The sequence below is a fragment of the Streptomyces fungicidicus genome (assembly GCF_003665435.1).
GTDB lineage: Bacteria > Actinomycetota > Actinomycetes > Streptomycetales > Streptomycetaceae > Streptomyces > Streptomyces fungicidicus.
In genome coordinates, this window is sequence record NZ_CP023407.1 from 2,492,937 (window position 1) to 2,515,894 (window position 22,958).

Sequence of the window (22,958 nt, forward strand, 5' to 3'; positions counted from 1 at the left end):
GCGTGTCCTCTCTCTTCCCGGCCCTGACCGACGGCCCGGCCGACCGGCCCGCCCTGCGCTTCGGCGAGCGCGCACTGACGTACGGGGAACTCGCCTCGGCCGCGGGGGCGGTGGCCGAGGGCCTGAAGGGGGCGCGCCGGGTCGCCGTGTGGGCCGTGCCGGCGCCGGCGACCGCGGTCGCGGTCACCGGCGCGCTGCTCGCCGGGGTGGCCGTCGTGCCGCTCAACCCGAAGTCGGGCGAGAAGGAGCTCGGCCACATCCTCGCCGACAGCGCCCCGGACCTGCTGCTCACCGCGCCCGGCGAGGAACTCCCCGCCCCGCTCGGCGGCCTGCCCCGGCTCGAGGTGGACCCGGCGGCGGCGGGCGCGCTCCCCGACGACCGCTCGCGGAGCGCGGAGGACCCGGCCCTGATCGTCTACACCTCCGGCACCACCGGCCCGCCCAAGGGCGCCGTCCTCCCCCGCCGCGCGCTCGCCACCACCCTGGACGCCCTCGCCGACGCCTGGCAGTGGACGGCCGACGACGTGCTGGTGCACGGGCTCCCGCTGTTCCATGTGCACGGACTCGTCCTCGGCACGCTCGGCCCGCTGCGCCGCGGCGGCTCCGTGCGGCACCTGGGAAGGTTCAGCGCCGAGGGCGTGGCGCGCGAGCTGGGCGACGGCGCGACCATGCTGTTCGGCGTGCCGACGATGTACCACCGGCTGGCGGAGGCCCTGCCCACCGCCCCCGGGCTGGCGAAGGCGCTGGCCGGGGCCCGGCTGCTGGTGTCGGGCTCCGCCGCGCTGCCGGTGCACGACCACGAGCGGATCGCCGCGGCGACCGGCCGCCGCGTCATCGAGCGGTACGGCATGACGGAGACCCTGATGAACACCGCGGTCCGCGCGGACGGCGAGGCCCGCCCCGGCACGGTGGGCGTGCCGCTGCCGGGCGTGGAGCTGCGGCTGGTGGAGGAGGACGGGTCGCCGGTGGCGTCGTACGACGGCGAGACGGTCGGCGAGATCCAGGTGCGCGGGCCGAACCTGTTCACCGAGTACCTCAACCGGCCGGACGCGACGGCCGCCGCGTTCACCGCCGAGGGGTGGTTCCGCACCGGGGACATGGCGGTGCGCGACCCCGACGGCCATGTCCGCATCGTCGGCCGCAAGGCCACCGACCTGATCAAGAGCGGGGGGTACAAGATCGGCGCGGGTGAGATCGAGAACGCGCTGCTGGAGCATCCGGGGGTCCGGGAGGCCGCGGTCACCGGGGAGCCGGACGCCGACCTGGGCGAGCGGATCGTGGCGTGGGTGGTGCCGGCGGACCCGCAGTCGCCGCCCGCCACGGAGGAGCTGGCCGCACACGTCGCCCGGCGGCTCGCGCCGCACAAGCGCCCGCGCGTCGTCCACCGTCTCGACGCCCTGCCCCGCAACGACATGGGCAAGATCATGAAGCGGGAGCTGCGGCATGACTGACCGTCCCTCCGCCCGCGCGACGGTCGCCCTGGTCGCCGACGACTTCACCGAACTGCCGTACCCGGAGCGGGAGTCGGCGCCGGACGGTCCGCTCGGCTGGCCCGGCTACGGCGCCGCCCGCGCCCGCGCCGCCCGGCGCACCGGCGAGCGGGAGTCCGTGATCTGCGGCACGGCGCACGTCGGGGGCGTCCGGGCCGTGCTGATCGCGTTCGACTTCGGCTTCCTCGGCGGCTCCCTCGGCGAACGCACCGGCGACCGCCTGGTGGCGGCGTACTCCCACGCCCGCGCGCACCGGCTGCCGGTGGTGCCGCTGGTCGCCACCGGCGGCAGCCGGATGCAGGAGGGCATGCTCGCCCTCACCCAGCTCCAGCGGGTGGCCCGCGAGTCCGCGCTCACCCGCGCGGCCGGGCTGCCGCAGATCGCGGTGGTGCGGGACCCGACCACCGGCGGGGGCTGGGCCACCCTGGGCGCGGGCGCCGACGTGGTGCTGGCGCTGCCCGGCGCCCAGGTCGGTTTCGCCGGTTCCCGGGTCCGGCCGGCGGACGCGGACCCGGCGGCGTACACCGCCGAGGCACAGGTCGCGGCGGGCGCGGCGGACGCGCTGGTCGGCCCGGAGGAGCTGCGCGGCACGCTGGGCCGCTGGCTGCGGCTGCTGACCCGGCCCTCCACCGCGCCGGTCCCGCCGCCCCCGCCGCTGGGGGCGACGGACCTCCCGGCGACCGGCTGGGAGGCGGTCGGCCGCGCCCGCTCGACGCGGCGTCCCCGCGCCGCCGCCTACCTGGACGCCTGCCTCACGGACCGGGTCACGGTCAGCGGCGACCGCTGCGGCGGCACGGATCCCGAGGGGATGCTCTGCGGCTTCGGCGAGCAGGGGGGCCGCACCGTCGCCTACGCGGCGCAGACCGGGACGGCCACCCGTCCCGCGGGGTACCGCACCGCCGCCCGGCTGGTCCGGCTCGCGGACCGGCTGGGCATCCCGGTGCTGACCCTGGTGGACACGCCGGGCGCGGCGAACGACGCGGAGGCGGAGCGGCAGGGTGCCGGGGCCGCCATCGCGGACCTGTTCGGCGCGGTGGCCGCCGCCCGCACCCCGGTCACCACGCTGGTCGTCGGCGAGGGCGGCTCCGGCGGCGCGCTCGCCCTCGCGGCTCCCGGCAACACCTGGGCCACCCCGGACAGCTACTTCTCGGTGATCGCGCCGGAACTCGCGGCGGCCATCCTGAAACGGCCCCCGGAGGAGGCGGAGAGCACGGCGGACCGGCTCCGCGTCCGCCCGCAGGATCTGGCGGAGCTGGGGGTGATCCGGGGCGTCGTGGACACACCCCCCGCGTGACACGGGAGGGGCGACGACCCGACACAGGGCGTACGGGCCACGGCCCAAAGGGCGCGGTGGATGCTCCGCGACGGCTCGCTCGCGCCGGCCTCCGGGGTGAAGCCGACCGCGGAGGCCGGGGCGGTCGTCGCCGAGGGAGCGGCGGAAGGGCATCCGGCCGTCCGGGACCGGTGGACGGGCCCGAGGCCCCCCGTTCGGCGGCCCCCCACCCGGCCCCCCAGGAAAGGCGGCGGTGCCCGCCTCCCGCGCACGATGCCAGAGAGGTCCGCCGCCCGGCGGGCCGTCGGGCCGCACTCGGGAGGGTCTGCCGTGACCGCAAGCCTTGAGCAGCTGCGCCGCTGCCACTTCGCCGTCGACCTGGGGGCGGCCCGCACCCGGGTGTACGTCAAGGGAGCCGGGCTCGTCGTCGACCAGCCGTCCACCGCCGCGGTGAACACCCGTACCGGCGCGCTGATCGCCGTAGGAGAGTTCGCGGAGAAGATGACGGGCCGTACTCCGGGCTACATCCGCGTCGTGCGTCCGGTGTCCGGCGGCACGGTCGTCGACATCGAGATGGCGCAGCGCATGCTGCGGCAGCTGCTCGGCGACAAGACGCGCCGCATGCTGCGCCGCAGGCCGCGGCTGCGGGCCGCCGCCTGTGTCCCGCACGACGCCGACCCGCTCGCCCGGCGGGCCGCGATCGAGACCCTGGTCGGTCTGGGCGCCCGCCGGGTGGAACTGGTCGACACGCTCATCGCCGCCGCCGTCGGCTGCGGTCTGCCGGTGGAGCGGCCCGAGGCCACCATGATCATGGTGTGCGGTGCGGCGGCCACACAGGTCGCCGTGCTCTCGCTCGGCGCGATCGTGACGGCGGAGCGCATCCCGGTCGGCGGTGAGGCCGTGGACAACGCGATCGTGCAGCACCTGCGCCACCAGCACCAGCTGATGCTGCCGAGCCAGTCCGTACGGCCCCTGCAGCTCGCCCTGCACGGCAACGGGCTCACCCCGGAGGGCCCGGAGTCGACGGAGATCCACGGCCGGGACGTCGCCACCGGCCTGGCCCGTTCCGTGAAGGTGGACACGGCCGCCGTGCGGCGCGCCATCCAGACGCCGCTCACCGCCGTCCTCGACGGCATCGGCAAGGTGCTGCGGGAGTGCCCGCCCGACCTGGTCGCCGACCTCGCCGACCGCGGCATCATGATGGTCGGCGGAAGCGCCCTGCTGCCGGGCCTGGACCAGATGCTGCGTCAGGCGACGGGCATGCCGGTGCACATCGCCGAACGCCCGGACATCTGCGCCATCCAGGGGCTCGGCGAGATGCTGGAGGGCCGGATCGCGCCGATGGTGCTGGACCCGACGGGGGCGTGAGGGCCCCCCTCAGCGGGGGCCGAACCAGCACCTGATGGTGGTGCCCTCGTCGCCGGTGTGCACCCGCACCAGGTCGGCGATCAGATTGACCATCAGCAGTCCGCGTCCGCCGCGCTGGTCGTGCGGCGCGGGGTGACGGCCCGCGAGGGGGTCGGTCAGCCGCCCCCGGTCGCGCACCTCGCACACCACACGCCCGTTCTCGCCCCAGACCCGCAGCACCCCCGAACCGCCGCCGTGCCTGACGCTGTTCGTGGTCAGCTCGGCCGTGGCGATGGCCAGGTCCTCCAGGGCGACCCCGGTGAGGCCGAGCCGCCGCCCCTCGCCGGACGCGGCGTGCCGGGCGCCGGGCAGCGAGGCGGCGGCGAACGGGAAGGTCATCGCGTCCGCCACCGGCGGCAGCGGCTCGTTGCAGCGGGCGGCGACCGCGTCGGGCGCGTACGCGTCGCTGCGGTACTCCGGCCCGGGCCCCGCGGGGATGACGACGGGGTGGGTGGCGTGGGCGTCGGCGAGGGCGCGGGCGGGCAGGCGCGCGGCGTCGTAGGGGCAGAGGATCGTCACCGCACGGCCCCGGAAGGCGGCGTTGATCAGCGCCTCGTGCTGGACGCAGGCGGGGTACTCGGTCTCCGAGCGGCCGGCCCAGACCGGCTCGCCGATGATCCGTACCCGCTTCCCGGCGGGCCGGTCGTCGGCGAAGGCACGGAGCACGCCGGGGATGATCCGGCCGGGGTTGCGTCCGGCCTCGCGCATGTCGACGAGGCGGACGGCCGCCGCGTCGTCGCCGAGCGCGTCCCGGAGGAGCCTCAGCCGGTCGCCGGGCACGGCGACGGCCACGGGCTCGCCGGCGGCGAGTCCCGCGCGCACGAAGGGGAGGGTGCCGTCCAGGTACTCCCGGTCGTCCCGGTAGAAGAGGGCGGGGTGGACGAAGGGGTCGGGGGCGGTTGCCAGGGGTTCGGCCGCGGCGCTCATGACATCGACACCTCGATCGTCGACAGGCCGGGCCAGAACGTCTCCAGCACCCGGCGCAGGGCGGGCGGCGGGCGGCGCACCACGAAACGGCGGCCGTCCCCGAGCCGTTCGGCGGCCGCGGCGAGCGCTCCGGCGCCCGCGACGTCGACGAACGTCACCTCGGACAGTTCCAGCAAATACACGGCCTCACCTTCGCGCACCGCCCGCTCCAGCACGCGTTCCCAGATCGTGTGGGTGGCCAGGCCGATCTCGCCGGCCGCGCGGACGCCTTGGCCGCCCTCCAGCGGGCACACCGTCAGACGCGGCTCCGGAGTCCCCGGCCCGTCCGCTGTCCGGCGCCCGTCCTCCACCTCGCGTCTCCCCACGTTCCCTGTCCGCACCTACCCGGTCGTTTCCCGGCCATTCACCGGTGCGGTGTGTAGTACGCCGCAGGGCGGGCAGGCGCACTCCCGGCACAGCCGGGACCGTGCGCAGCCTACCGCCTCGGCCCCCGGTGGCCCGGAATCTCCGACCCCTCGTGAGGACCGACAAGGCGGTGACATGACCTCCGCGGCATCACTACCTCTCCCGGGAAGGCCGAACCCCTTGGTCATCGGCGGCCGCATGGACGCGGACAGGGCGCTGCTCACCCCGCGCGGCGAACTGGTCCGCGGGTCCGCCCGGACCCTGGCCGAGAAGCTGGCGCAGCTGCCCGTGGGCACGGCGCGGGTCGATCTGGACATGAGCGGCGTGTACTTCATGGACACGGCGGGGCTGGAGTTCCTGGAGGTGCTGCGCGACCACGGCCGGCGCCGGTCGATGCCGGTCACGGCGACCCGCTGGAACGGCCAGCCGCGCCGCATCCTGGAACTCGCCGGCCTCGACACCGGGGACCCGCTGCGCCTCCCCGCCCCGGACGGCACGGCGTCGCCGGAGTCACCGGCCTCCTCGGCGGTGGCCCTGGAGCGGGAGGAGCGGCTGCACCTGCTGCGGGAGGAGGTCGAGCAGCTGCGGCAGGCGATCGCCTCCCGCCCGGTGATCGACCAGGCCCGCGGCGTCCTGATGGCCACGTACGGCTGTACCTCGGACGAGGCCTGGCACATCCTCCGGGAGGCGTCCCAGCTGTCCAACACCAAGCTCCACGCGGTCGCGGAGGCGCTCACCGTCTCCGCCCAGGCGGCGGGCGCTCCCCCGCCCGAGGAGGTCCGCACGGCGCTGTCCCGGGCGCTTGCCCGCCGCTCGTCACGGTGACTCCCGGGCCGTGGTGACTCCGGGCGTGAGGGGGTACTCGGCGACGGACGACCAGCGGCCCATGTGAGCGGGAGGCGGCATCATGAGCGAGCTGAGCGAGCACACTCCGTCCCAGGCCGAGGGCGACAGGGACGACGAGGAGTGGACCACCCCCGAGATCCCGCACTCGACCCCGTCCCAGGCGGAGGGGGAGCGCGACCCGTCGGACGCGCCCGGCGCGTCCGAGGACGACACCGGGGGCGGCTGAACCGCGGGAGGTCCGGGCGCCCTTCGCTTCCGCGAGGCGCGTGGTGGGGCGGGTGGGACTCGAACCCACGGCCGACGGATTATGAGTCCGCTGCTCTAACCGGCTGAGCTACCGCCCCATAACGGCGTGTCGCGTACATGTGTGCGCGCCGTCTGCCGCAGCATAGCCGCTCATACGATCTCCTGCTTCGGATGGTCGGCTGCGTACGGCCCCGGTGACCATGGAGACCGCCCCGCGCCCCGCGCGGTTCCCCCGGACATGAAAAAGGACCCCGACGGGGTCCTCGTTCAGCATGCTCCCCCGACTGGACTCGAACCAGTAACCTGCCGGTTAACAGCCGGCTGCTCTGCCAATTGAGCTACGGAGGACCGAGCTCCCCCGACTGGACTCGAACCAGTAACCTGCCGGTTAACAGCCGGCTGCTCTGCCAATTGAGCTACGGAGGAATGCCTCGTTGCATCGAACGCGTCTGCCTGGGTATTCGCCAGGGGGCGCGCGCTCGCTGCGACACATACATTAGCGCAAGCAGGGGGGTGCTCCGCCAATCGGTTCTCCCCGGCCCTGTCGCCGCGCCGGAGACCTACGCAGACTGGAACAACGGGAAGGGTGGCCGCCATGCGTTACCGGCTCACGTTCGTCACCGGAGTCGTCCTGGGATACGTGCTGGGCACGAAAGCCGGGCGCGAGCGCTACGAGCAGATGAAGAGGTCCGCGCAGCAGTTCACGCAGAACCCGGCGGTCCGCAACACCGCGGAGAGCGCGGCCCAGCAGGGCCGCGAGTTCGCGGACAAGGCGTACCACGTGGTGAGCGACAAGGTCGGCGACCGCATGCCCGACTCGGTGGCACAGCGGGTCTCCGCGCTCCGCGAGCGCACCGCCCACGGCTCGACGGACGACGACTGGGGCACCAGCAACACATAAGGGGACCCACCGGCGACTCCCCCGCCCCACCCACCCCTCCCCATGCGGCAAAATCGCCGTATGGGGATAGTCGCCGGACTGGACAGCGCGCCAGACTTCACTCGCATCGTCGTCTGTGACACGGACACCGGAGCCGTGCTCAGGCAGGGGTACGCCCAGCATCCGGTGCAGGCCCCCGACGGCGGTGGCCGCCCCTCGGACGTGGACCCGCAGGCCTGGCTGCTGTCGCTGGGCGAGGCGGCGGGCGGCGGACTGCTCGAGGGCGTGCAGGCGATCGGGGTGTCCGCGCAGGCGAACGCGCTGGTCCCGCTGGACTCGCAGGGCAACACCGTGCGGCCGGCGATGACCGGCGGCGACAAGCGGGCGCAGGTCGCGGCGGCCGATCTGATCGACGCGCTCGGCGGGCGCGAGGCGTGGGCGCAGGCCGTGGGCTGTGTGCCGCAGGCCGCGCAGTCCGTGACGAAGCTGCGCTGGATGGCCCGCAGCGAACCGGAGAACGCGGCGCGCACCGCCGTGCTGCTGCAGGCGCACGACTGGCTGGTGTGGCAGCTGCTCGGCCGGCCGGTGCGGCGGACCACCGACCGGGGCGGGGCCTCCGGCACCGGCTACTGGGCGGCCGCCACCGGCGGTTACCGTGCCGATCTGGTGGAGATGGCGCTCGGCCACCAGGCGATGCTGCCCGAGGTGATCGGCCCGGCGGACGCGGCCGGCACGACGCCGGAGGGGCTGCTGATCTCCGCCGGTACGGGCGAGACGATGGCGGCGGCGTTCGGGCTCGGGATCGGCCTGGGCGACGCCGTGGTGTCGCTGGGCGCGTCCGGGTCCGTGATGGCCGTGCACCCCGAGGCGCTCGTCGACCAGTCCGGCATGATCACCTCCCTGGCCGACGCGACCGGCATGCACCTGCCCGTCGTCACCACCCTGAACGCGGTGCGCGCCCTGCGCGGGACCGCCGAACTGCTCGGCGTGCCCGATCTGGAGAGCCTGTCCGACCTGGCGATGAAGTCGACGCCTGGAGCGCACGGGCTGGTGCTGCTGCCCTATCTGGAGGGTGAGCGCACCCCGAATCTGCCGCACACCGCCGGGACGCTGGCGGGGCTGCGGCGGGAGTCGATGAAGCCGGAGCACCTGGCGCGGGCCGCCTTCGAGGGGATGCTGTGCGGGCTCGCCGACGCGCTGGACGTGCTGCGCGGCCGGGGCGTGGAGGTGCGGCGGGTGTTCCTGCTGGGCCAGGCCGCGGAGCTGCCCGCCGTGCAGTCGGCGGCGCCCGCGCTGTTCGGGGCGCAGGTGATCGTGCCGCAGCCCGCGGACTACGCGGCGATCGGCGCGGCCCGGCAGGCGGCCTGGGCGCTGGGTGTGTCGCAGGGCACACTCGACCCGCGCAACCCGCCGGTCTGGCAGGGCGCGGTGGCGCAGGTGCTGGACCCGGGCGAGGACTTGGCGGTGGGACAGGCGGTGCGCCAGCAGTACGTGTCGGTGCGCGAGCAGACGCATCCGGGGGCGTTCCGCCCGTAGCGGGTGCGCGCCCCCGTTAATTCGGTTGAGGTAACGCGGGTGGAGTGTTCGACGATAGGGGCCACGGGCAACCAACGCCCCCGCCGACCACTCCGAGAGACTCAGCGTGCTCATACGACTCCTGCGGACCCATCTCGAGCCCTACAAGAGACCCATCGCCCTGCTGGTGCTGCTGCAGTTCCTGCAGACCAGCGCCACGCTCTACCTGCCCACGCTCAACGCGGACATCATCGACCGGGGGGTCGTCCAGGGCGACACCGGTTACATCCTGAGCTACGGCGCCCTGATGATCGGCATCTCGCTGGCGCAGGTCGTCTGCAACATCGGCGCCGTGTACTACGGCGCCCGGACCGCGTCGGCCCTCGGACGGGACGTGCGCGCCGCCGTGTTCGACCGGGTGCAGTCGTTCTCCGCGCGTGAGGTCGGTCACTTCGGCGCGCCCTCGCTGATCACCCGTACGACGAACGACGTCCAGCAGGTGCAGATGCTGGTCCTGATGACGTTCACCCTGATGGTGTCGGCGCCGATCATGTGTGTGGGCGGCATCGTGATGGCGCTCGGCCTGGACGTCCCGCTGTCGGGCGTGCTGGTCGCGGTGGTGCCGGTGCTGGCCGTCTGCGTGACGCTGATCGTGCGCCGGCTGCGGCCGCTGTTCCGGACCATGCAGGAGCGGCTCGACACGGTGAACCGGGTGCTGCGCGAGCAGATCACCGGCAACAGGGTGATCCGCGCGTTCGTCCGGGACACCTACGAACAGGGGCGGTTCCGGAAGTCCAACACCGAGCTGACCGACATGTCGCTGCGCACGGGCAATCTGCTCGCGCTGATGTTCCCGGTGGTCATGACGGTGGTGAACCTGTCGTCCATCGCGGTGGTGTGGTTCGGCGCGCACCGCATCGACAGCGGCGGGATGCAGATCGGCGACCTGACCGCGTTCCTCGCCTATCTGATGCAGATCGTCATGTCCGTGATGATGGCCACCTTCATGTTCATGATGGTGCCGCGCGCCGAGGTGTGCGCCGAGCGCATCCAGGAGGTGCTGGGCACCTCCTCCAGCGTGGTGCCCCCGGCCGCGCCGGTCACCGAGCTGCGCCGGCACGGTCATCTGGAGGTCCGGGGCGCGGGGTTCCGCTACCCGGGCGCCGAGGAGCCGGTGCTGAAGGGGGTCGACCTGGTGGCGCGGCCCGGCGAGGTCACCGCCGTGATCGGTTCGACCGGCAGCGGCAAGTCGACGCTGCTCGGCCTGGTCCCCCGGCTGTTCGACGCGACCGACGGGGAGGTGCTGGTGGACGGCGTGCCCGTGGCGGAGGTCGAACCGGCGCTGCTGGCCAGGACGGTCGGGCTGGTGCCGCAGAAGCCGTACCTGTTCGCGGGGACGGTGGCGACCAATCTGCGCTACGGCAATCCGGACGCCACGGACGAGGAACTGTGGCAGGCGCTGGAGGTGGCGCAGGGCAGGGACTTCGTGGAGCGGCTGGACGGCGGCCTCGACGCGCCGATCTCCCAGGGCGGCACGAACGTCTCCGGCGGTCAGCGCCAGCGCCTGGCGATCGCCCGGACGCTGGTGCAGCGCCCGGAGATCTACCTCTTCGACGACTCCTTCTCCGCGCTGGACTACGCCACCGACGCGGCCCTGCGGGCGGCGCTCGCGCGGGAGACGGCCGAGGCGACCGTGGTGATCGTCGCCCAGCGGGTGGCGACCATCCGGGACGCCGACCGGATCGTGGTCCTCGACGAGGGCCGCGTCGTCGGCACCGGCCGGCACCACGAGCTGATGGCGGACAACGAGACCTACCGGGAGATCGTGCTCTCCCAGCTGACGGAAGCGGAGGCTGCCTGATGGCGGGGCCCGGAGGGCGGATGATGGCCGGGGGCGGCCCCGGCCAGCGCTCGATCGACTTCAAGGGGTCGAGCAAACGGCTGATCGCGCGGTTCCGGCCGGAACGCGCGACGATCTGCGCGCTGCTGGCCTGTGTCGTGCTGAGCGTCGGCCTCAGCGTGATCGGGCCGAAGATCCTCGGCAGGGCGACCGACCTGGTCTTCGCCGGCATCGTCGGGCGGGACATGCCCGAGGGCGCCACCAAGGAGCAGGTGCTCGAGTCGATGCGGGAGCGGGGCGACGGCGAGGTCGCCGACATGCTCCGCGGCACCGACTTCACCCCCGGCGAGGGCATCGACTTCACGGCGGTGGGCGACGTCCTGCTGTTCGCGCTGGGGGTGTTCCTGGTCGCCGGTCTGCTGATGGCGGTCGCGACCCGGCTGGTGAACCGGGCCGTCAACCACACCATGTTCCGGATGCGCGAGGACGTGCAGACGAAGCTGTCGCGGCTGCCGCTGTCGTACTTCGACAAGCGGCAGCGGGGTGAGGTGCTCAGCCGCGCCACCAACGACATCGACAACATCGGGCAGACGCTCCAGCAGTCGATGGGCCAGCTGATCAACTCGCTGCTCACCATCATCGGCGTGCTCGCGATGATGTTCTACGTCTCGTGGATCCTGGCGCTGGTCGCGCTGGTGACGGTGCCGCTGTCGTTCGTCGTCGCCACCCGGGTCGGCAAGCGGTCGCAGCCGCACTTCGTGCAGCAGTGGCGCTCGACCGGCACCCTCAACGCGCACATCGAGGAGATGTACACCGGGCACACCCTGGTGAAGGTGTTCGGGCGGCAGGAGGAGTCGGCGAAGCAGTTCGCCGAGGAGAACGAGGCGCTGTACGAGGCCGGGTTCAAGGCGCAGTTCAACAGCGGCGTCATGCAGCCGCTGATGTTCTTCGTCTCGAACCTCAACTATGTGCTGGTGGCCGTCGTCGGCGGGCTGCGGGTCGCTTCGGGCTCGCTGTCCATCGGTGACGTGCAGGCGTTCATCCAGTACTCGCGGCAGTTCTCGATGCCGCTGACGCAGGTCGCGTCGATGGCGAACCTGGTGCAGTCGGGCGTCGCCTCGGCGGAGCGGGTCTTCGAGCTGCTGGACGCGGAGGAGCAGGAGGCCGACGCCTCGCCGGCCGAAAGGCCGGCCGAGCCGCGCGGGCGGGTGGCGCTGGAGCGGGTGTCGTTCCGTTACGACCCCGACAAGCCGCTGATCGAGGACCTGTCGCTGGCGGTCGAGCCGGGCCACACGGTGGCGATCGTCGGGCCGACGGGAGCCGGCAAGACGACGCTGGTGAACCTGCTGATGCGGTTCTACGAGGTGTCCGGCGGGCGGATCACCCTCGACGGGGTGGACATCGCGCGGATGTCCCGGGACCAACTGCGGTCCGGCATCGGGATGGTGCTGCAGGACACCTGGCTGTTCGGCGGCACGATCGCGGAGAACATCGCCTACGGCGCGGCGCGGGAGGTCACCCGGGAGGAGATCGAGGAGGCGGCGCGGGCGGCGCACGCGGACCGCTTCATCCGGACGCTGCCCGACGGGTACGACACGGTGATCGACGACGAGGGGTCGGGGGTCAGCGCGGGCGAGAAGCAGCTGATCACCATCGCCCGGGCGTTCCTGTCGGACCCGGTGATCCTCGTGCTGGACGAGGCGACGAGTTCCGTGGACACCCGCACGGAGGTGCTGATCCAGAAGGCGATGGCGCAACTGGCGCACGGCCGCACGTCGTTCGTGATCGCGCACCGGCTGTCCACGATCCGCGACGCGGACACCATCCTGGTCATGGAGAACGGCTCGATCGTCGAACAGGGCGCCCACACCGAGCTGCTGGCGGCGGACGGCGCGTACGCCCGCCTCTACAAGGCCCAGTTCGCCCAGGCGGTGGCCGAGGTCGACTGAGCCCGTCGAACGCCGGAGGGGCTCCACCAGCCCCTCCGGCGTTTGAGGAGCGGGGTCCGGGGCGGAGCTCCGGGTCGGGACGGGAAGGGGCGGCGGGGGCGAAGGAATCAGTCCAGATACCCCCGCAGCTGATCCGCGAAGGCATGGTCGCGGAGCTTGTTCAGCGTCTTCGACTCGATCTGCCGTATCCGCTCCCGCGTGACGCCGAACAGCCGCCCGATCTCCTCCAGCGTCCGCGGCCGCCCGTCCACCAGCCCGTACCGCAGCTGGACCACCTTCCGCTCCCGCTCCCCCAGCGTGGACAGCACCGCCTCCAGGTGCTCCCGCAGCAGCAGGAACGCCGCCGACTCCACGGGGCTCGCCGCATCCCCGTCCTCGATCAGGTCACCGAGCGCGACGTCGTCCTCCTCCCCCACGGGCGCGTGCAGCGACACCGGCTCCTGCGCCAGCCGCAGCACCTCCCCCACCCGCTCCGGCGGCAGGTCGAGATGGGCCGCGACCTCGCCCGGCGTCGGCTCGTACCCGCGCTCCTGCAGCATCCGCCGCTGCACGCGCACCACGCGGTTGATGAGTTCCACCACGTGCACGGGCACCCGGATCGTTCGGGCCTGGTCGGCCAGCGCGCGGGACATGGCCTGGCGTATCCACCAGGTGGCGTACGTGGAGAACTTGTAGCCGCGGGCGTAGTCGAACTTCTCCACCGCCCGGATCAGCCCGAGGTTGCCCTCCTGGACCAGGTCCAGCATGGTCAGGCCCCGGCCCACGTACCGCTTGGCGACGGACACCACGAGCCGCAGATTCGCCTCGATCAGCCGCCGCTTGGCCATCCGGCCCATGACGACGAGCCGGTCCAGGTCGAGGGCGAGACCGCTGTCCAGGTCGGGGGTGAGGCGCAGCTTCTCCTCGGCGAACAGTCCCGCCTCGACCCGGCGGGCGAGTTCGACCTCCTCGGCGGCGGTCAGCAGCGGGATGCGGCCGATCTCGCGCAGGTACTGGCGGAACAGGTCCGAGGAGGGCCCGCCGGTCTCGGGGCGGATGCGCGAGGCCGGCTCGGCGCTCCCGGCGGTCTCCAGCCCCTCGGCCGGGGGGTCGGCCGGCGCGGGCACGGCGACGAGCACGCCGGCGTCGGGAGGGGTGAGGGTCTGGGTCTGGGTCTGCACGGGGGCGACCTCCAGGATGATCGCTGCCAGGGGGTGGGGCAGCGGTACTTCGGGGACGGAATCGGCGGCCTCGCCGCCGTCCGGCCCGTACGCGATGAGCGGAACCGCGGATGTCCGGGACCCGTCGGTGACGGATCGGCCGCGCTCCGAGGACTCAGGCACCGGGTCCAGTGTGGGGTACGACACATCGTCCCCACGAGGGGCGTGCGGTGACTTTTTGCGTCCGGTGCGTGACCGGGCGGTTACTCAGGCCGGGTCCGCCGCGCCGTCCCGTGTCACAGCGCGGCCGCGCCGCGCTCCCGAAGTGCCTGGTCGTACTGCTGAAGGACCCACAGCTCGTTCTGCACGGAGGACAGTTCGGCAGGATCGCCGTGGGCGCCCAGGCGGGTGAGGCGGCCGGCGATGTCACGGATGCGGCGCTCGACCGCGCGGCGCCGGACGGTGACCAGTTGGGCGCCGGCGTATACCTCGTCGACACCCTTCACACCGCGGTGCAGCATGATCGCCTCGACGGCGAGCTCGGTGACCATGGCCCGCACGGCGTCGTCGGGGGCGGCCTCGCGGACCCGGATCAGATACTCCTGCGGGTCCTGGACGCCGTACTCCGCGCCGCCCGCGTCGAGCACGGCCTGGCGCACGGCCGCGTAGGGCGGGGCTGTGAACTCGTCGACGCCGTACGCGTCGAAGGCCGGGGAGACCAGTTCCGGGCGCTGGAGGGCGAGCTTGAGCAGTTCGCGTTCGGTGGCGAAGACGGGGTTGCGGAGGTTGAGGGCGGGGCCGCGCGGGGCCGCCGGGGCGGCGGCGTACTGCTGGGGGGCGCCGCCCTGCCTGCGGTGGTCGGGGGCCGGTCCCCTGCCGCCGCGTTCACGGGCCCAGCGGGCGAGCTGGGCGACCCGCTTGACGACGAACTGGGTGTCGAGGATGCCGAGCATGCCGGCCAGCTGCACGGCGACCTCGTGCTGGGCGCCGCTGTTCTTGATCCGGGCGACGGTCGGGGCGGCCTCGTCGAGGGCGGCGGCGCGGCCGGCCGGGGTGTCGAGGTCGTAGCGGCGGACGATCTGGCGGAGCGCGAACTCGTAGAGCGGGGTGCGGGGCTGGACCAGGTCGGAGACGGCCTCGTCGCCCTTGGCGAGGCGCAGGTCGCAGGGGTCCATGCCGTCGGGGGCGATGGCGATGTAGGTCTCGGCGGCGAACTTCTGGTCGTCCTCGAAGGCCCGCAGGGCCGCCTTCTGGCCGGCCGCGTCGCCGTCGAAGGTGAAGATCACGCGGGCGCTGCCGTTGTCCATGAGGAGCCGGCGCAGAATCTTGATGTGGTCGCCGCCGAACGCGGTGCCGCAGGTGGCGATGGCGGTCGTGACGCCCGCCAGGTGGCAGGCCATGACGTCGGTGTAGCCCTCGACGACGACCGCGCGGGACGCCTTCGCGATGTCCTTCTTCGCCAGGTCGATGCCGTAGAGGACCTGGGACTTCTTGTAGATCGCCGTCTCGGGGGTGTTCAGGTACTTGGGGCCGGTGTCCGCCTCGTAGAGCTTGCGGGCGCCGAAGCCGACGACGTCTCCGCCGATGTCGCGGATGGGCCACATCAGCCGGCCCCGGAAGCGGTCGATGGGGCCGCGGCGGCCCTCCTGGGAGAGCCCGGAGAGGACCAGCTCCTTGTCGCTGAAGCCCTTGCCGCGCAGGAAGCGGGTGAGGTGGTCCCAGCCCTGGGGGCTGTAGCCGACGCCGAAGTGGACGGCGGCCGCCTGGTCGAATCCGCGGTCGGCGAGGAAGGCCCGGCCGGTCTCCGCCTCGGGGCCGGTCGCGAGCTGTTCCGCGTACCACTCGGCGGCGATCTTGTGGGCCTCCACCAGGCGGATCCGCTCGCCGCGCTGGTGGGTGGGGTTGTACCCGCCCTCCTCGTAGCGCAGGGTGATGCCGGCCTGCCCGGCCAGCCGCTCGACCGCCTCCGAGAAGGAGAGGTGGTCGATCTTCATCACGAACGTGATGGTGTCGCCGCCCTCCTGGCAGCCGAAGCAGTGGAAGAGCCCCTTGCTCGGGCTGACCTGGAAGGAGGGCGACTTCTCGTCGTGGAAGGGGCAGAGGCCCTTGAGGTTCCCGCCGCCCGCGTTCCGCAGCTGGAGGTACTCGGACACCACGGCGTCGATCGGGACCGCGTCCCGAACCGCCTTCACGTCCTCATCATTGATCCGCCCGGCCACGGGTGAATTCTACGGGGCGGCCCCGACAGCGCGGGGACGCGAGCGTGCCCCGCGGGGGCGCGGGGCACCACGCGACCAGCCACGACGGCGCTGCCGGCGCGAGCGGGCAGGACCCGGCGGACGCCTAGGAGCCGAGGCTCTCCAGCGGCACGCGCGGGTCCGCGAGCGCCTCCGTGTCCACCGGGGCGCCGCTGCGGATCAGCGCCTGGATGGGGTCAGTGACGTCCCACACATTCACGTTCATCCCCGCGAGCACGTGTCCCTCCTTCACCCAGAACGCGATGAACTCGCGCTTCCCCGCGTCGCCGCGGATCACGACCTCGTCGTACGACCCCGGCGGCGCCCACCCGGAGTACTCCATCCCCAGGTCGTACTGGTCGCTGAAGAAGTAGGGCACGCGGTCGTAGCTCTCCTCCCGGCCCAGCATCGAGCGGGCGGCCGCCGGGCCGCCGTTCAGCGCGTTGGCCCAGTGCTCCACCCGCAGCCGGGTGTCGAAGAGGGCGTGCGGGAAGGACGCGACGTCCCCCGCCGCGTAGATGTCGGGGTCCGAGGTGCGCAGCCGTTCGTCGACGAGGACGCCGCCGCCGGCCGCGCGGTCGGCGAGCTCCAGGCCCGCCGTCTCCGCGAGGGAGACCCGGGGGGCCGCGCCGATCGCCGCGAGGACGGCGTGCGCGGGGTGTTCCTCGCCGTCGTCGGTGCGGGCGGCGAGGACCATGCCGTCCTGGCCGGTGATCTCGGTGAGCGTGGCGCCGAAGTGGAAGCGGACGCCGTGCTCCATGTGCAGCTCCGCGAAGAGCTGGCCCAGCTCGGGCCCGAGCACCGAGTGCAGCGGGGTCCGGCCGCGGTGGACGACGGTGACCTCCGCGCCGTACTCGCGGGCCGCCGCCGCGATCTCCAGGCCGATCCAGCCGGCTCCGGCGATCACCAGATGGCCGTTGTCCCGGCCGAGGGAGGTCAGGACGCCCTTGAGGCGTTCGGCGTGGGCGAGGCGGCGCAGATGGTGGACGCCGGCCAGGCCGGTGCCCGGGATGTCGAGGCGGCGGGGCTCCGCGCCGGTGGCGAGAAGCAGTTTGTCGTAGCGGACGAGGGTGCCGTCCTCGCCGAAGCGGACGGTCTTCGCGGCGCGGTCGATCGCGTCGACGGTCTGGCCGAGGTGCAGTTCGACGTCGTGGCGCGCGTACCAGGCGGGCTCCTGGACGAAGACGCTGTCGCGCTCCGCCTTGCCGAGGAGGTAGCCCTTGGAGAGCGGCGGCCGCTCGTAGGGGTGGTCGCGCTCGTCGCAGATCAGTATCACGCGGCCGGTGAAGCCCTCCGCTCTCAGCGTCTCGGCCGCCTTCGCGCCGGCCAGGCCGCCTCCGACGATGACGAATGTCTGATCCGCGTCGACCACGTCGATGCCTCCTCGTAAGGGTGTCGCCATCTGCGAGCGTCCCGCACACAGAGTGTTGCCGGAAGGGGGAGTGACCCGATCAGGCCATACAGGTCATGCCTGCCCCGTGAGGCGGGCGTGAAGCGAACGGGCCGAGGCGTCGGTGAGCGACGCGATCTGGTCGACGATCACCCGCTTGCGGGCACGGTCGTCCGGGGCCCGCTCGAACAGCGTGCGGAACTGGGGGTCCAGGCCGTGGGGGGCGCGGAGGGTGAGCGCCTCGGCCAGTTCGAGGACGACGATCCGCTGGTCGGCGCGGAGCCGCTCCTGTTCGGCGCGCTGCATGACGTAGCGGTCGGCGACCGCCTTGAGGACGGCACACTCCATGCGGGTGCCGCGCGGTACGACGAGCTCGGCGCCGTACCGGGTGAGGCGGCCATTGCCGTGGGCGAGGCGGGTGGCGGTCTCGGCGGCGAGGCAGAAGCGGCCGATGAGCTGGCTGGTGGCGTCCTTCAGGCGGGCCTGGGCGACGGCGGTGCCGTCGTAGCCGTGCGGCCACCACTCCTGGGCGAGGAGGCGGTCGAGGGACTCCGCCAGTTCGGCGGGGTCGGTGTCCGCCGGGACGTACCGCCCGACGGCGACCGCGAAGACGGCCCGGCGTTCCGGTTCGGCGTGCAGGCAGTTGGGGTCGATGTGGCCGGCGTGCAGGCCGTCCTCCACGTCGTGCACCGAGTAGGCGACGTCGTCGGACCAGTCCATGACCTGGGCCTCGAAGCAGACGCGGTCGGCGGGGGCGCCCTCGCGGACCCAGTCGAAGACGGGGCGGTCGTCGTCGTAGACGCCGAACTTCGGGGAGGCCGGGTCGGTGGGGTGGGCGCCGCGGGGCCAGGGGTACTTGGTGGCGGCGTCGAGCGCGGCACGGGTGAGGTTGAGGCCGACGGAGCCCTCGGGGGTGAACCGTTTGGGTTCGATGCGGGTGAGCAGGCGCAGGGACTGGGCGTTGCCCTCGAAGCCGCCGCAGTCCTCCGCGAACTCGTTCAGCGCCTGTTCGCCGTTGTGGCCGAAGGGCGGGTGCCCGAGGTCGTGGGAGAGGCAGGCGGCCTCGACGAGGTCGGGGTCGCAGCCGAGGGCGGCGCCGAGTTCGCGGCCGACCTGGGCGCATTCCAGGGAGTGGGTGAGGCGGGTGCGGGGGCTGGCGTCCCACACCTGGCTGTGGTCGCCGGGGGTGACGACCTGCGTCTTGCCCGCGAGGCGGCGGAGCGCGGCGGAGTGCAGCACGCGGGCGCGGTCGCGCTGGAAGGCGGTGCGGCCGGGGCGCTTGTCGGGTTCGGGCGCCCAGCGGGCGACCGACGTCGGGTCGTACGGGGTGGGGGGTGCGGTGCCTTCCATGTCATGACAGTACGGGGAAGGTGTGACAGAGGGGGTGGGGGGTGATCGGGTGGGTTCGCCCGGACCTGGTTTCCCGCCCCCGCCGCCCCTTCCCGTCCCGTTCCCGGGGGCTTCGCCCCCGGACCCCCTCGCGGGGGGCTTCAGGAGGCCGGGGCCAGTCGCAGGAGGGGGGTGGCGGCCCGGTCGTAGTGGTGGAGGAGGAGGCGGGGGATCGCGGGGTGGGTGCCCAGGGGCGCCGACGCGATGCCCGGGGCGGCCGCCGCGCACTCCGTGGCGAAGCGGCCGGGGGCGGTGAAGCAGGAGGCCACGGCGACGCGGGTGCGGCCCCGGGCGGCGAGGGCGCGCAGGGCGTCGGGGACCGTGGGGGCGGCGGCGGAGGCGTAGGCGGGGACGACGGGCACGCCGAGGCGGTCGGCGAGCAGCCGCGCGGTGTGCGCGGTGTCGGCCCTGGACTCGGGGTCGCGGGAGCCGGCGGCGGCGAGGACGACGGCGCTCGCGCGGCGGGCCGCCCCGTCCGCCGGGGTGCGCCAGCCGGCCTCGGTGAGACGGGCGTGCAGGGCCTCCACGAGCAGGGGGTGCGGGCCGAGCGGGGCGGCCACGCGCGTGTGCAGCCGGACCCCGGCGGCCATGTCGGGGATGTCCCGTTTGACATGGTGGCCCCGGCTGAGCAGCAGGGGGACGAGGACCGCGGACCCGGTGCCGAACGCCTCCAGACCGGCGAGGGTGTCGGGGAGCAGGGGCGCGTTCAGCTCGATGTGCCCCAGGTGGACGGGCAGGCCCGGCCGCAGCGCGCGGACGCGGTCCAGGAGCTGCCGTACGGTGCTCAGCGCACGCGGGTCGCGGCTGCCGTGGGCCACGACGACGAGTGCGGGCCGGGTGTCGTGGTTCGGGGTGTACGCCGTCATGGCACCGATCGTGGGGGCGGGACGTTGCCTTGCCGTTGCACGAGGATCACGGGTGTTTTCCGGGGGTTCACCGCGGGGCCCGCCATGAGTGTGAGGCGGCGGGTGGGGGACGCCCCGCCGCGCGGCGTGAACCGGAGGACGCGGCGTGGCGTCTGTCAGGGTCGGGGAACGATCAGGGAGGGGCCCGTCCGATGCGCCGTTTCGGAATCCGCCGTCCACGGCTGCCGCGTACCCGCACGGGGTGGCGGCGGCTGGTGCAGGGGGTCGTGACGGTGTGCGTGCTGGCCCTGCTGCCGGCCACCTGGCTGCGTCTGACGACGGACGACCGGCTGCGCACCACCGCCGACGTGCCGCGCGCGGAGGTCGCCGTGGTCTTCGGGGCGGGGCTGTGGGACGGGGAGCCGTCGCCGTACCTCGCGCACCGGCTGGACGCGGCGGCGGAGCTGTACCGGGCGGGACGGATCGAGGTGGTGCTGGTCACCGGCGACAACAGCCGCGAGGAGTACGACGAGCCGGACGCGATGCGCGCCTACCTGACCCGGCACGGCGTGCCCGGCTCCCGGATCGTCAGCGACTACGCGGGCTTCGACACCTGGGACTCCTGCGTCCGGGCGAAGAAGATCTTCGGCGTGGACCGCGCGGTGCTGATCAGCCAGGGCTTCCACATCCGGCGGGCGGTGGCACTGTGCGAGACGGCCGGGGTCTCCTCGTACGGCGTCGGCGTCGACGACCGCCACGACGTCACCTGGTACTACGGAACCGTCCGGGAGCTGTTCGCGGCGGGCAAGGCGGCGCTGGACGCCGCCTTCCGCCCGGACCCGCACTTCCTCGGGCCGAAGGAGCCGGGGGTGCGGCGGGCGCTCGCCGAGGCGTCCGCGCGGCGGGAAGGGTGAGCGCCTCACCGCGGGCCGGAGCCGGCGGGGAGGCCGCCGTACCGGGGGCGTAACAGCGGCCGGTGCGCCGTGTAACACCGGGGACGCAGCCTGGACCGTATGCGAGACACCGTGACGCCCACGCACTGCCCCTACTGCGCCCTGCAGTGCGGGATGAATCTGACGCCGGCCCCGGACGGGACGGCCGTCGAGGTGACTGAGCGGGCGGACTTCCCGGTGAACCGGGGCGCGCTGTGCGGGAAGGGTCGTACGGCGGCCGCCGTGCTCTCCCCGGGCGTGCGGCTGACCTCGCCGCTGGTGCGGTCCGCGGGGGGCGCGCTGGTGCCGGCCTCGTGGGAGGAGGCCCTGGAGCGGGTCGCCGGGGAGCTCGGGCGGACGCGTGCGGAGTCCGGCGCGGACGCGGTGGGGGTGTTCGGCGGGGGCGGGCTGACCAACGAGAAGGCGTACTCCCTGGGGAAGTTCGCGCGGGTGGTGCTGGGCACCTCGCAGATCGACTACAACGGGCGGTTCTGCATGTCGTCGGCGGCCGCGGCCGGCAACACGGCGTTCGGTCTGGACCGGGGGCTGCCGTTCCCGCTGGAGGACATCCCGCGGACCGGCTGTGTGATCCTCGTCGGGTCGAATCCGGCGGAGACCATGCCGCCGTCGCTGCGCTACTTCACCGAGCTGCGGGAGAACGGCGGCACGCTGATCGTCGTCGACCCGCGCCGCACGAGGACCGCCGACCACGCCGACCTGCATCTCGCCCCGCGCCCCGGCACCGACCTCGCGCTGGCGCTGGGCCTGCTGCACCTGGTGGTCGCCGAGGGCCGCACCGACGAGGCGTACGTCCGGGAGCGCACCACCGGCTGGGAGGAGACCCGGGCGGCGGCGATGGCGCACTGGCCGGAGTACGTGGAGCGGATCACCGGTGTGTCGGTGCCCGAACTGCGGGAGGCGGTACGGCTGTTCTGCGAGCCGGAGGCGGCGATGGTGCTGTCCGCGCGCGGGCCCGAGCAGCAGTCCAAGGGCACGGACACGGTGGGCGCGTGGATCAACCTGTGCCTGGCGACGGGGCGGGCGGGCCGGCCGCTGTCCGGGTACGGGTGTCTGACCGGGCAGGGCAACGGGCAGGGCGGACGGGAACACGGGCAGAAGGCCGACCAGTTGCCCGGCTACCGCAAGCTCACCGACCCGGCGGCGCGGGCGCACGTGGCCGGGGTGTGGGGCGTGGACCCCGACTCCCTGCCCGGGCCGGGGCGCAGCGCCTACGAGCTGCTCGACGCGCTGGGCACGGACATCCGCTCGCTGCTGCTGATGGGCTCCAACCCGGTGGTGTCGGCGCCGCGCGCCGCGCACGTCGAGGAGCGGATCCGCTCGCTGGACTTCCTGGCGGTGTGCGACGTGGTCCTGTCGGAGACGGCCGCGCTCGCCGACGTGGTCCTGCCGGTGACGCAGTGGGCGGAGGAGACGGGGACGACGACCAGTCTGGAGGGGAGGGTGCTGCTGCGGCGGCGCGCGATCAGCCCGCCGGAGGGGGTCCGCAGCGATCTGGAGGTGCTGCACGAGCTGGCCGCGCGGCTGGGCGGCGGGCGGAACCTGGAGAAGGGCTTCCCCACCGACCCCGAGGAGGTCTTCGAGGAGCTGCGCCGGGCCAGCGCGGGCGGCCCCGCGGACTACTCCGGGATCACCTACCGCAGGCTCGCGGAGGAGAACGGCGTGTTCTGGCCGTGCCCGGCGGACGGGGAGCCGGGGGGCGGTGTCCACCCGGGCACCCCGCGGCTGTTCCTCGACCGCTTCGCCACGGGGGACGGGCGGGCCCGGTTCGCGCCGGTGTCGCACCGGGCGGCCGCCGAGGAGCCCGACGACGAGTACCCCGTGCTGCTGACCACCGGGCGGGTCGTGGCGCAGTACCAGTCCGGCGCCCAGACCCGCCGTGTGGACGAGCTGAACGCCGCCGCTCCCGGCCCGTTCGTGGAGCTGCACCCGCGGCTGGCGGAGCGGCTCGGCGCGGCCGAGGGCGATCCGGTGGCCGTGGTGTCGCGGCGGGGGCGGGCGGTGGCGCCGGCCCGCATCACCACCGCGATCCGTCCCGACACGGTGTTCATGCCGTTCCACTGGGCCGGTGAGGGCCGCGCCAACACGCTCACCAACCCCGCCCTCGACCCGACGTCCCGGATGCCGGAGTTCAAGGCGTGCGCGGTGCGGCTGGAGGCGGTACGCCGGTGAACGCGCCGCCTCCGGCCCGCCGTGCGAGGTCCCGGGCCGGGTGAGAATCGTTCCCGCA

At 73.8% G+C, this 22,958-nt stretch carries 18 protein-coding genes and 3 tRNA genes; 11 read left to right on the plus strand and 10 right to left on the minus strand.

Features of this window, described 5'->3' with window-relative positions; translation table 11 throughout:
• The first annotated feature begins 2 nt into the window (after window positions 1-2).
• From CNQ36_RS11225 to CNQ36_RS11235, 3 genes are all read left to right on the plus strand, one after another.
• A complete protein-coding gene (locus CNQ36_RS11225; RefSeq protein WP_121545889.1) occupies window positions 3-1,451 on the plus strand; it encodes an acyl-CoA synthetase in 1,449 nt (482 codons plus the stop codon).
• Window positions 1,444-2,784 carry a carboxyl transferase domain-containing protein gene (locus CNQ36_RS11230; protein ID WP_121545890.1) on the plus strand — a complete coding sequence of 447 codons (1,341 nt, stop codon included), beginning with the start codon at window positions 1,444-1,446 and terminating at the stop codon, window positions 2,782-2,784. The genes CNQ36_RS11225 and CNQ36_RS11230 overlap by 8 nt, the downstream gene beginning before the upstream one ends.
• Before the next feature lie 309 nt (window positions 2,785-3,093).
• Window positions 3,094-4,131: a rod shape-determining protein gene (locus CNQ36_RS11235; RefSeq protein WP_163013238.1), complete on the plus strand. Its 1,038-nt coding sequence runs from the start codon at window positions 3,094-3,096 to the stop codon at window positions 4,129-4,131.
• A gap of 9 nt (window positions 4,132-4,140) precedes the next feature.
• Here the strand turns inward: CNQ36_RS11235 and CNQ36_RS11240 are convergent, their stop codons facing one another.
• Together CNQ36_RS11240 and CNQ36_RS11245 are read right to left on the minus strand one after the other, a co-directional pair.
• Window positions 4,141-5,097 carry a sensor histidine kinase gene (locus tag CNQ36_RS11240; RefSeq protein WP_121545892.1) on the minus strand — a complete coding sequence of 319 codons (957 nt, stop codon included), beginning with the start codon at window positions 5,095-5,097 and terminating at the stop codon, window positions 4,141-4,143.
• Window positions 5,094-5,447 (minus strand): STAS domain-containing protein, encoded by a 354-nt coding sequence (locus tag CNQ36_RS11245; RefSeq protein WP_176119532.1) that lies wholly within the window; start codon window positions 5,445-5,447, stop codon window positions 5,094-5,096. The genes CNQ36_RS11240 and CNQ36_RS11245 overlap by 4 nt, the downstream gene beginning before the upstream one ends.
• 190 nt (window positions 5,448-5,637) lie before the next feature.
• Between CNQ36_RS11245 and CNQ36_RS11250 the strand changes: the two genes are divergently transcribed.
• Together CNQ36_RS11250 and CNQ36_RS34660 are read left to right on the plus strand one after the other, a co-directional pair.
• Window positions 5,638-6,327 carry an ANTAR domain-containing response regulator gene (locus CNQ36_RS11250; RefSeq protein WP_121545894.1) on the plus strand — a complete coding sequence of 230 codons (690 nt, stop codon included), beginning with the start codon at window positions 5,638-5,640 and terminating at the stop codon, window positions 6,325-6,327.
• 82 nt (window positions 6,328-6,409) lie between these two features.
• A complete protein-coding gene (locus tag CNQ36_RS34660) occupies window positions 6,410-6,574 on the plus strand; it encodes a hypothetical protein (RefSeq protein WP_163013239.1) in 165 nt (54 codons plus the stop codon).
• A gap of 41 nt (window positions 6,575-6,615) precedes the next feature.
• On the opposite strand, the gene CNQ36_RS11255 is transcribed toward CNQ36_RS34660, so the two are convergent.
• The 3 genes from CNQ36_RS11255 to CNQ36_RS11265 all read right to left on the minus strand — a co-directional run bounded on the left by CNQ36_RS11255 (window position 6,616) and on the right by CNQ36_RS11265 (window position 7,020).
• A tRNA-Ile gene (locus CNQ36_RS11255) sits at window positions 6,616-6,692 on the minus strand.
• Window positions 6,693-6,869: 177 nt separating this feature from the next.
• Window positions 6,870-6,942, minus strand: a tRNA-Asn gene (locus CNQ36_RS11260).
• Window positions 6,943-6,947: 5 nt separating this feature from the next.
• A tRNA-Asn gene (locus CNQ36_RS11265) sits at window positions 6,948-7,020 on the minus strand.
• Between the two features lie 169 nt (window positions 7,021-7,189).
• Between CNQ36_RS11265 and CNQ36_RS11270 the strand changes: the two genes are divergently transcribed.
• From CNQ36_RS11270 to CNQ36_RS11285, 4 genes are all read left to right on the plus strand, one after another.
• A complete protein-coding gene (locus CNQ36_RS11270) occupies window positions 7,190-7,495 on the plus strand; it encodes a YtxH domain-containing protein (RefSeq protein ID WP_121545895.1) in 306 nt (101 codons plus the stop codon).
• Between the two features lie 60 nt (window positions 7,496-7,555).
• Window positions 7,556-9,010: an FGGY family carbohydrate kinase gene (locus tag CNQ36_RS11275; RefSeq protein ID WP_004931600.1), complete on the plus strand. Its 1,455-nt coding sequence runs from the start codon at window positions 7,556-7,558 to the stop codon at window positions 9,008-9,010.
• A 106-nt stretch (window positions 9,011-9,116) separates the two neighbouring features.
• Window positions 9,117-10,850: an ABC transporter ATP-binding protein gene (locus CNQ36_RS11280; protein ID WP_121545896.1), complete on the plus strand. Its 1,734-nt coding sequence runs from the start codon at window positions 9,117-9,119 to the stop codon at window positions 10,848-10,850.
• Window positions 10,850-12,778, plus strand: a complete 1,929-nt coding sequence (locus CNQ36_RS11285) for an ABC transporter ATP-binding protein (RefSeq protein WP_121545897.1) — start codon at window positions 10,850-10,852, stop codon at window positions 12,776-12,778. Before CNQ36_RS11280 ends, CNQ36_RS11285 begins: the two co-directional genes overlap by 1 nt.
• 107 nt (window positions 12,779-12,885) lie before the next feature.
• Here the strand turns inward: CNQ36_RS11285 and CNQ36_RS11290 are convergent, their stop codons facing one another.
• The 5 genes from CNQ36_RS11290 to CNQ36_RS11310 form a co-directional block, all read right to left on the minus strand.
• Window positions 12,886-14,100 (minus strand): RNA polymerase sigma factor, encoded by a 1,215-nt coding sequence (locus CNQ36_RS11290; RefSeq protein WP_121545898.1) that lies wholly within the window; start codon window positions 14,098-14,100, stop codon window positions 12,886-12,888.
• Window positions 14,101-14,213: 113 nt separating this feature from the next.
• Window positions 14,214-16,136 (minus strand): DNA primase, encoded by a 1,923-nt coding sequence (dnaG, locus tag CNQ36_RS11295; RefSeq protein WP_121545899.1) that lies wholly within the window; start codon window positions 16,134-16,136, stop codon window positions 14,214-14,216.
• A 124-nt stretch (window positions 16,137-16,260) separates the two neighbouring features.
• The gene (locus CNQ36_RS11300) at window positions 16,261-17,526 is read right to left on the minus strand and encodes an NAD(P)/FAD-dependent oxidoreductase (RefSeq protein ID WP_004931591.1); all 1,266 of its coding nucleotides are present in this window, start codon (window positions 17,524-17,526) and stop codon (window positions 16,261-16,263) included.
• 93 nt (window positions 17,527-17,619) lie between these two features.
• Window positions 17,620-18,894 (minus strand): deoxyguanosinetriphosphate triphosphohydrolase, encoded by a 1,275-nt coding sequence (locus CNQ36_RS11305; protein ID WP_121545900.1) that lies wholly within the window; start codon window positions 18,892-18,894, stop codon window positions 17,620-17,622.
• A 140-nt stretch (window positions 18,895-19,034) separates the two neighbouring features.
• The gene (locus CNQ36_RS11310; protein WP_121545901.1) at window positions 19,035-19,799 is read right to left on the minus strand and encodes a sirohydrochlorin chelatase; all 765 of its coding nucleotides are present in this window, start codon (window positions 19,797-19,799) and stop codon (window positions 19,035-19,037) included.
• 191 nt (window positions 19,800-19,990) lie between these two features.
• Between CNQ36_RS11310 and CNQ36_RS11315 the strand changes: the two genes are divergently transcribed.
• A complete protein-coding gene (locus tag CNQ36_RS11315) occupies window positions 19,991-20,692 on the plus strand; it encodes a SanA/YdcF family protein (RefSeq protein WP_121545902.1) in 702 nt (233 codons plus the stop codon).
• A 99-nt stretch (window positions 20,693-20,791) separates the two neighbouring features.
• Window positions 20,792-22,900 (plus strand): molybdopterin oxidoreductase family protein, encoded by a 2,109-nt coding sequence (locus tag CNQ36_RS11320; RefSeq protein ID WP_121545903.1) that lies wholly within the window; start codon window positions 20,792-20,794, stop codon window positions 22,898-22,900.
• The last annotated feature ends 58 nt before the right edge of the window (window positions 22,901-22,958 follow it).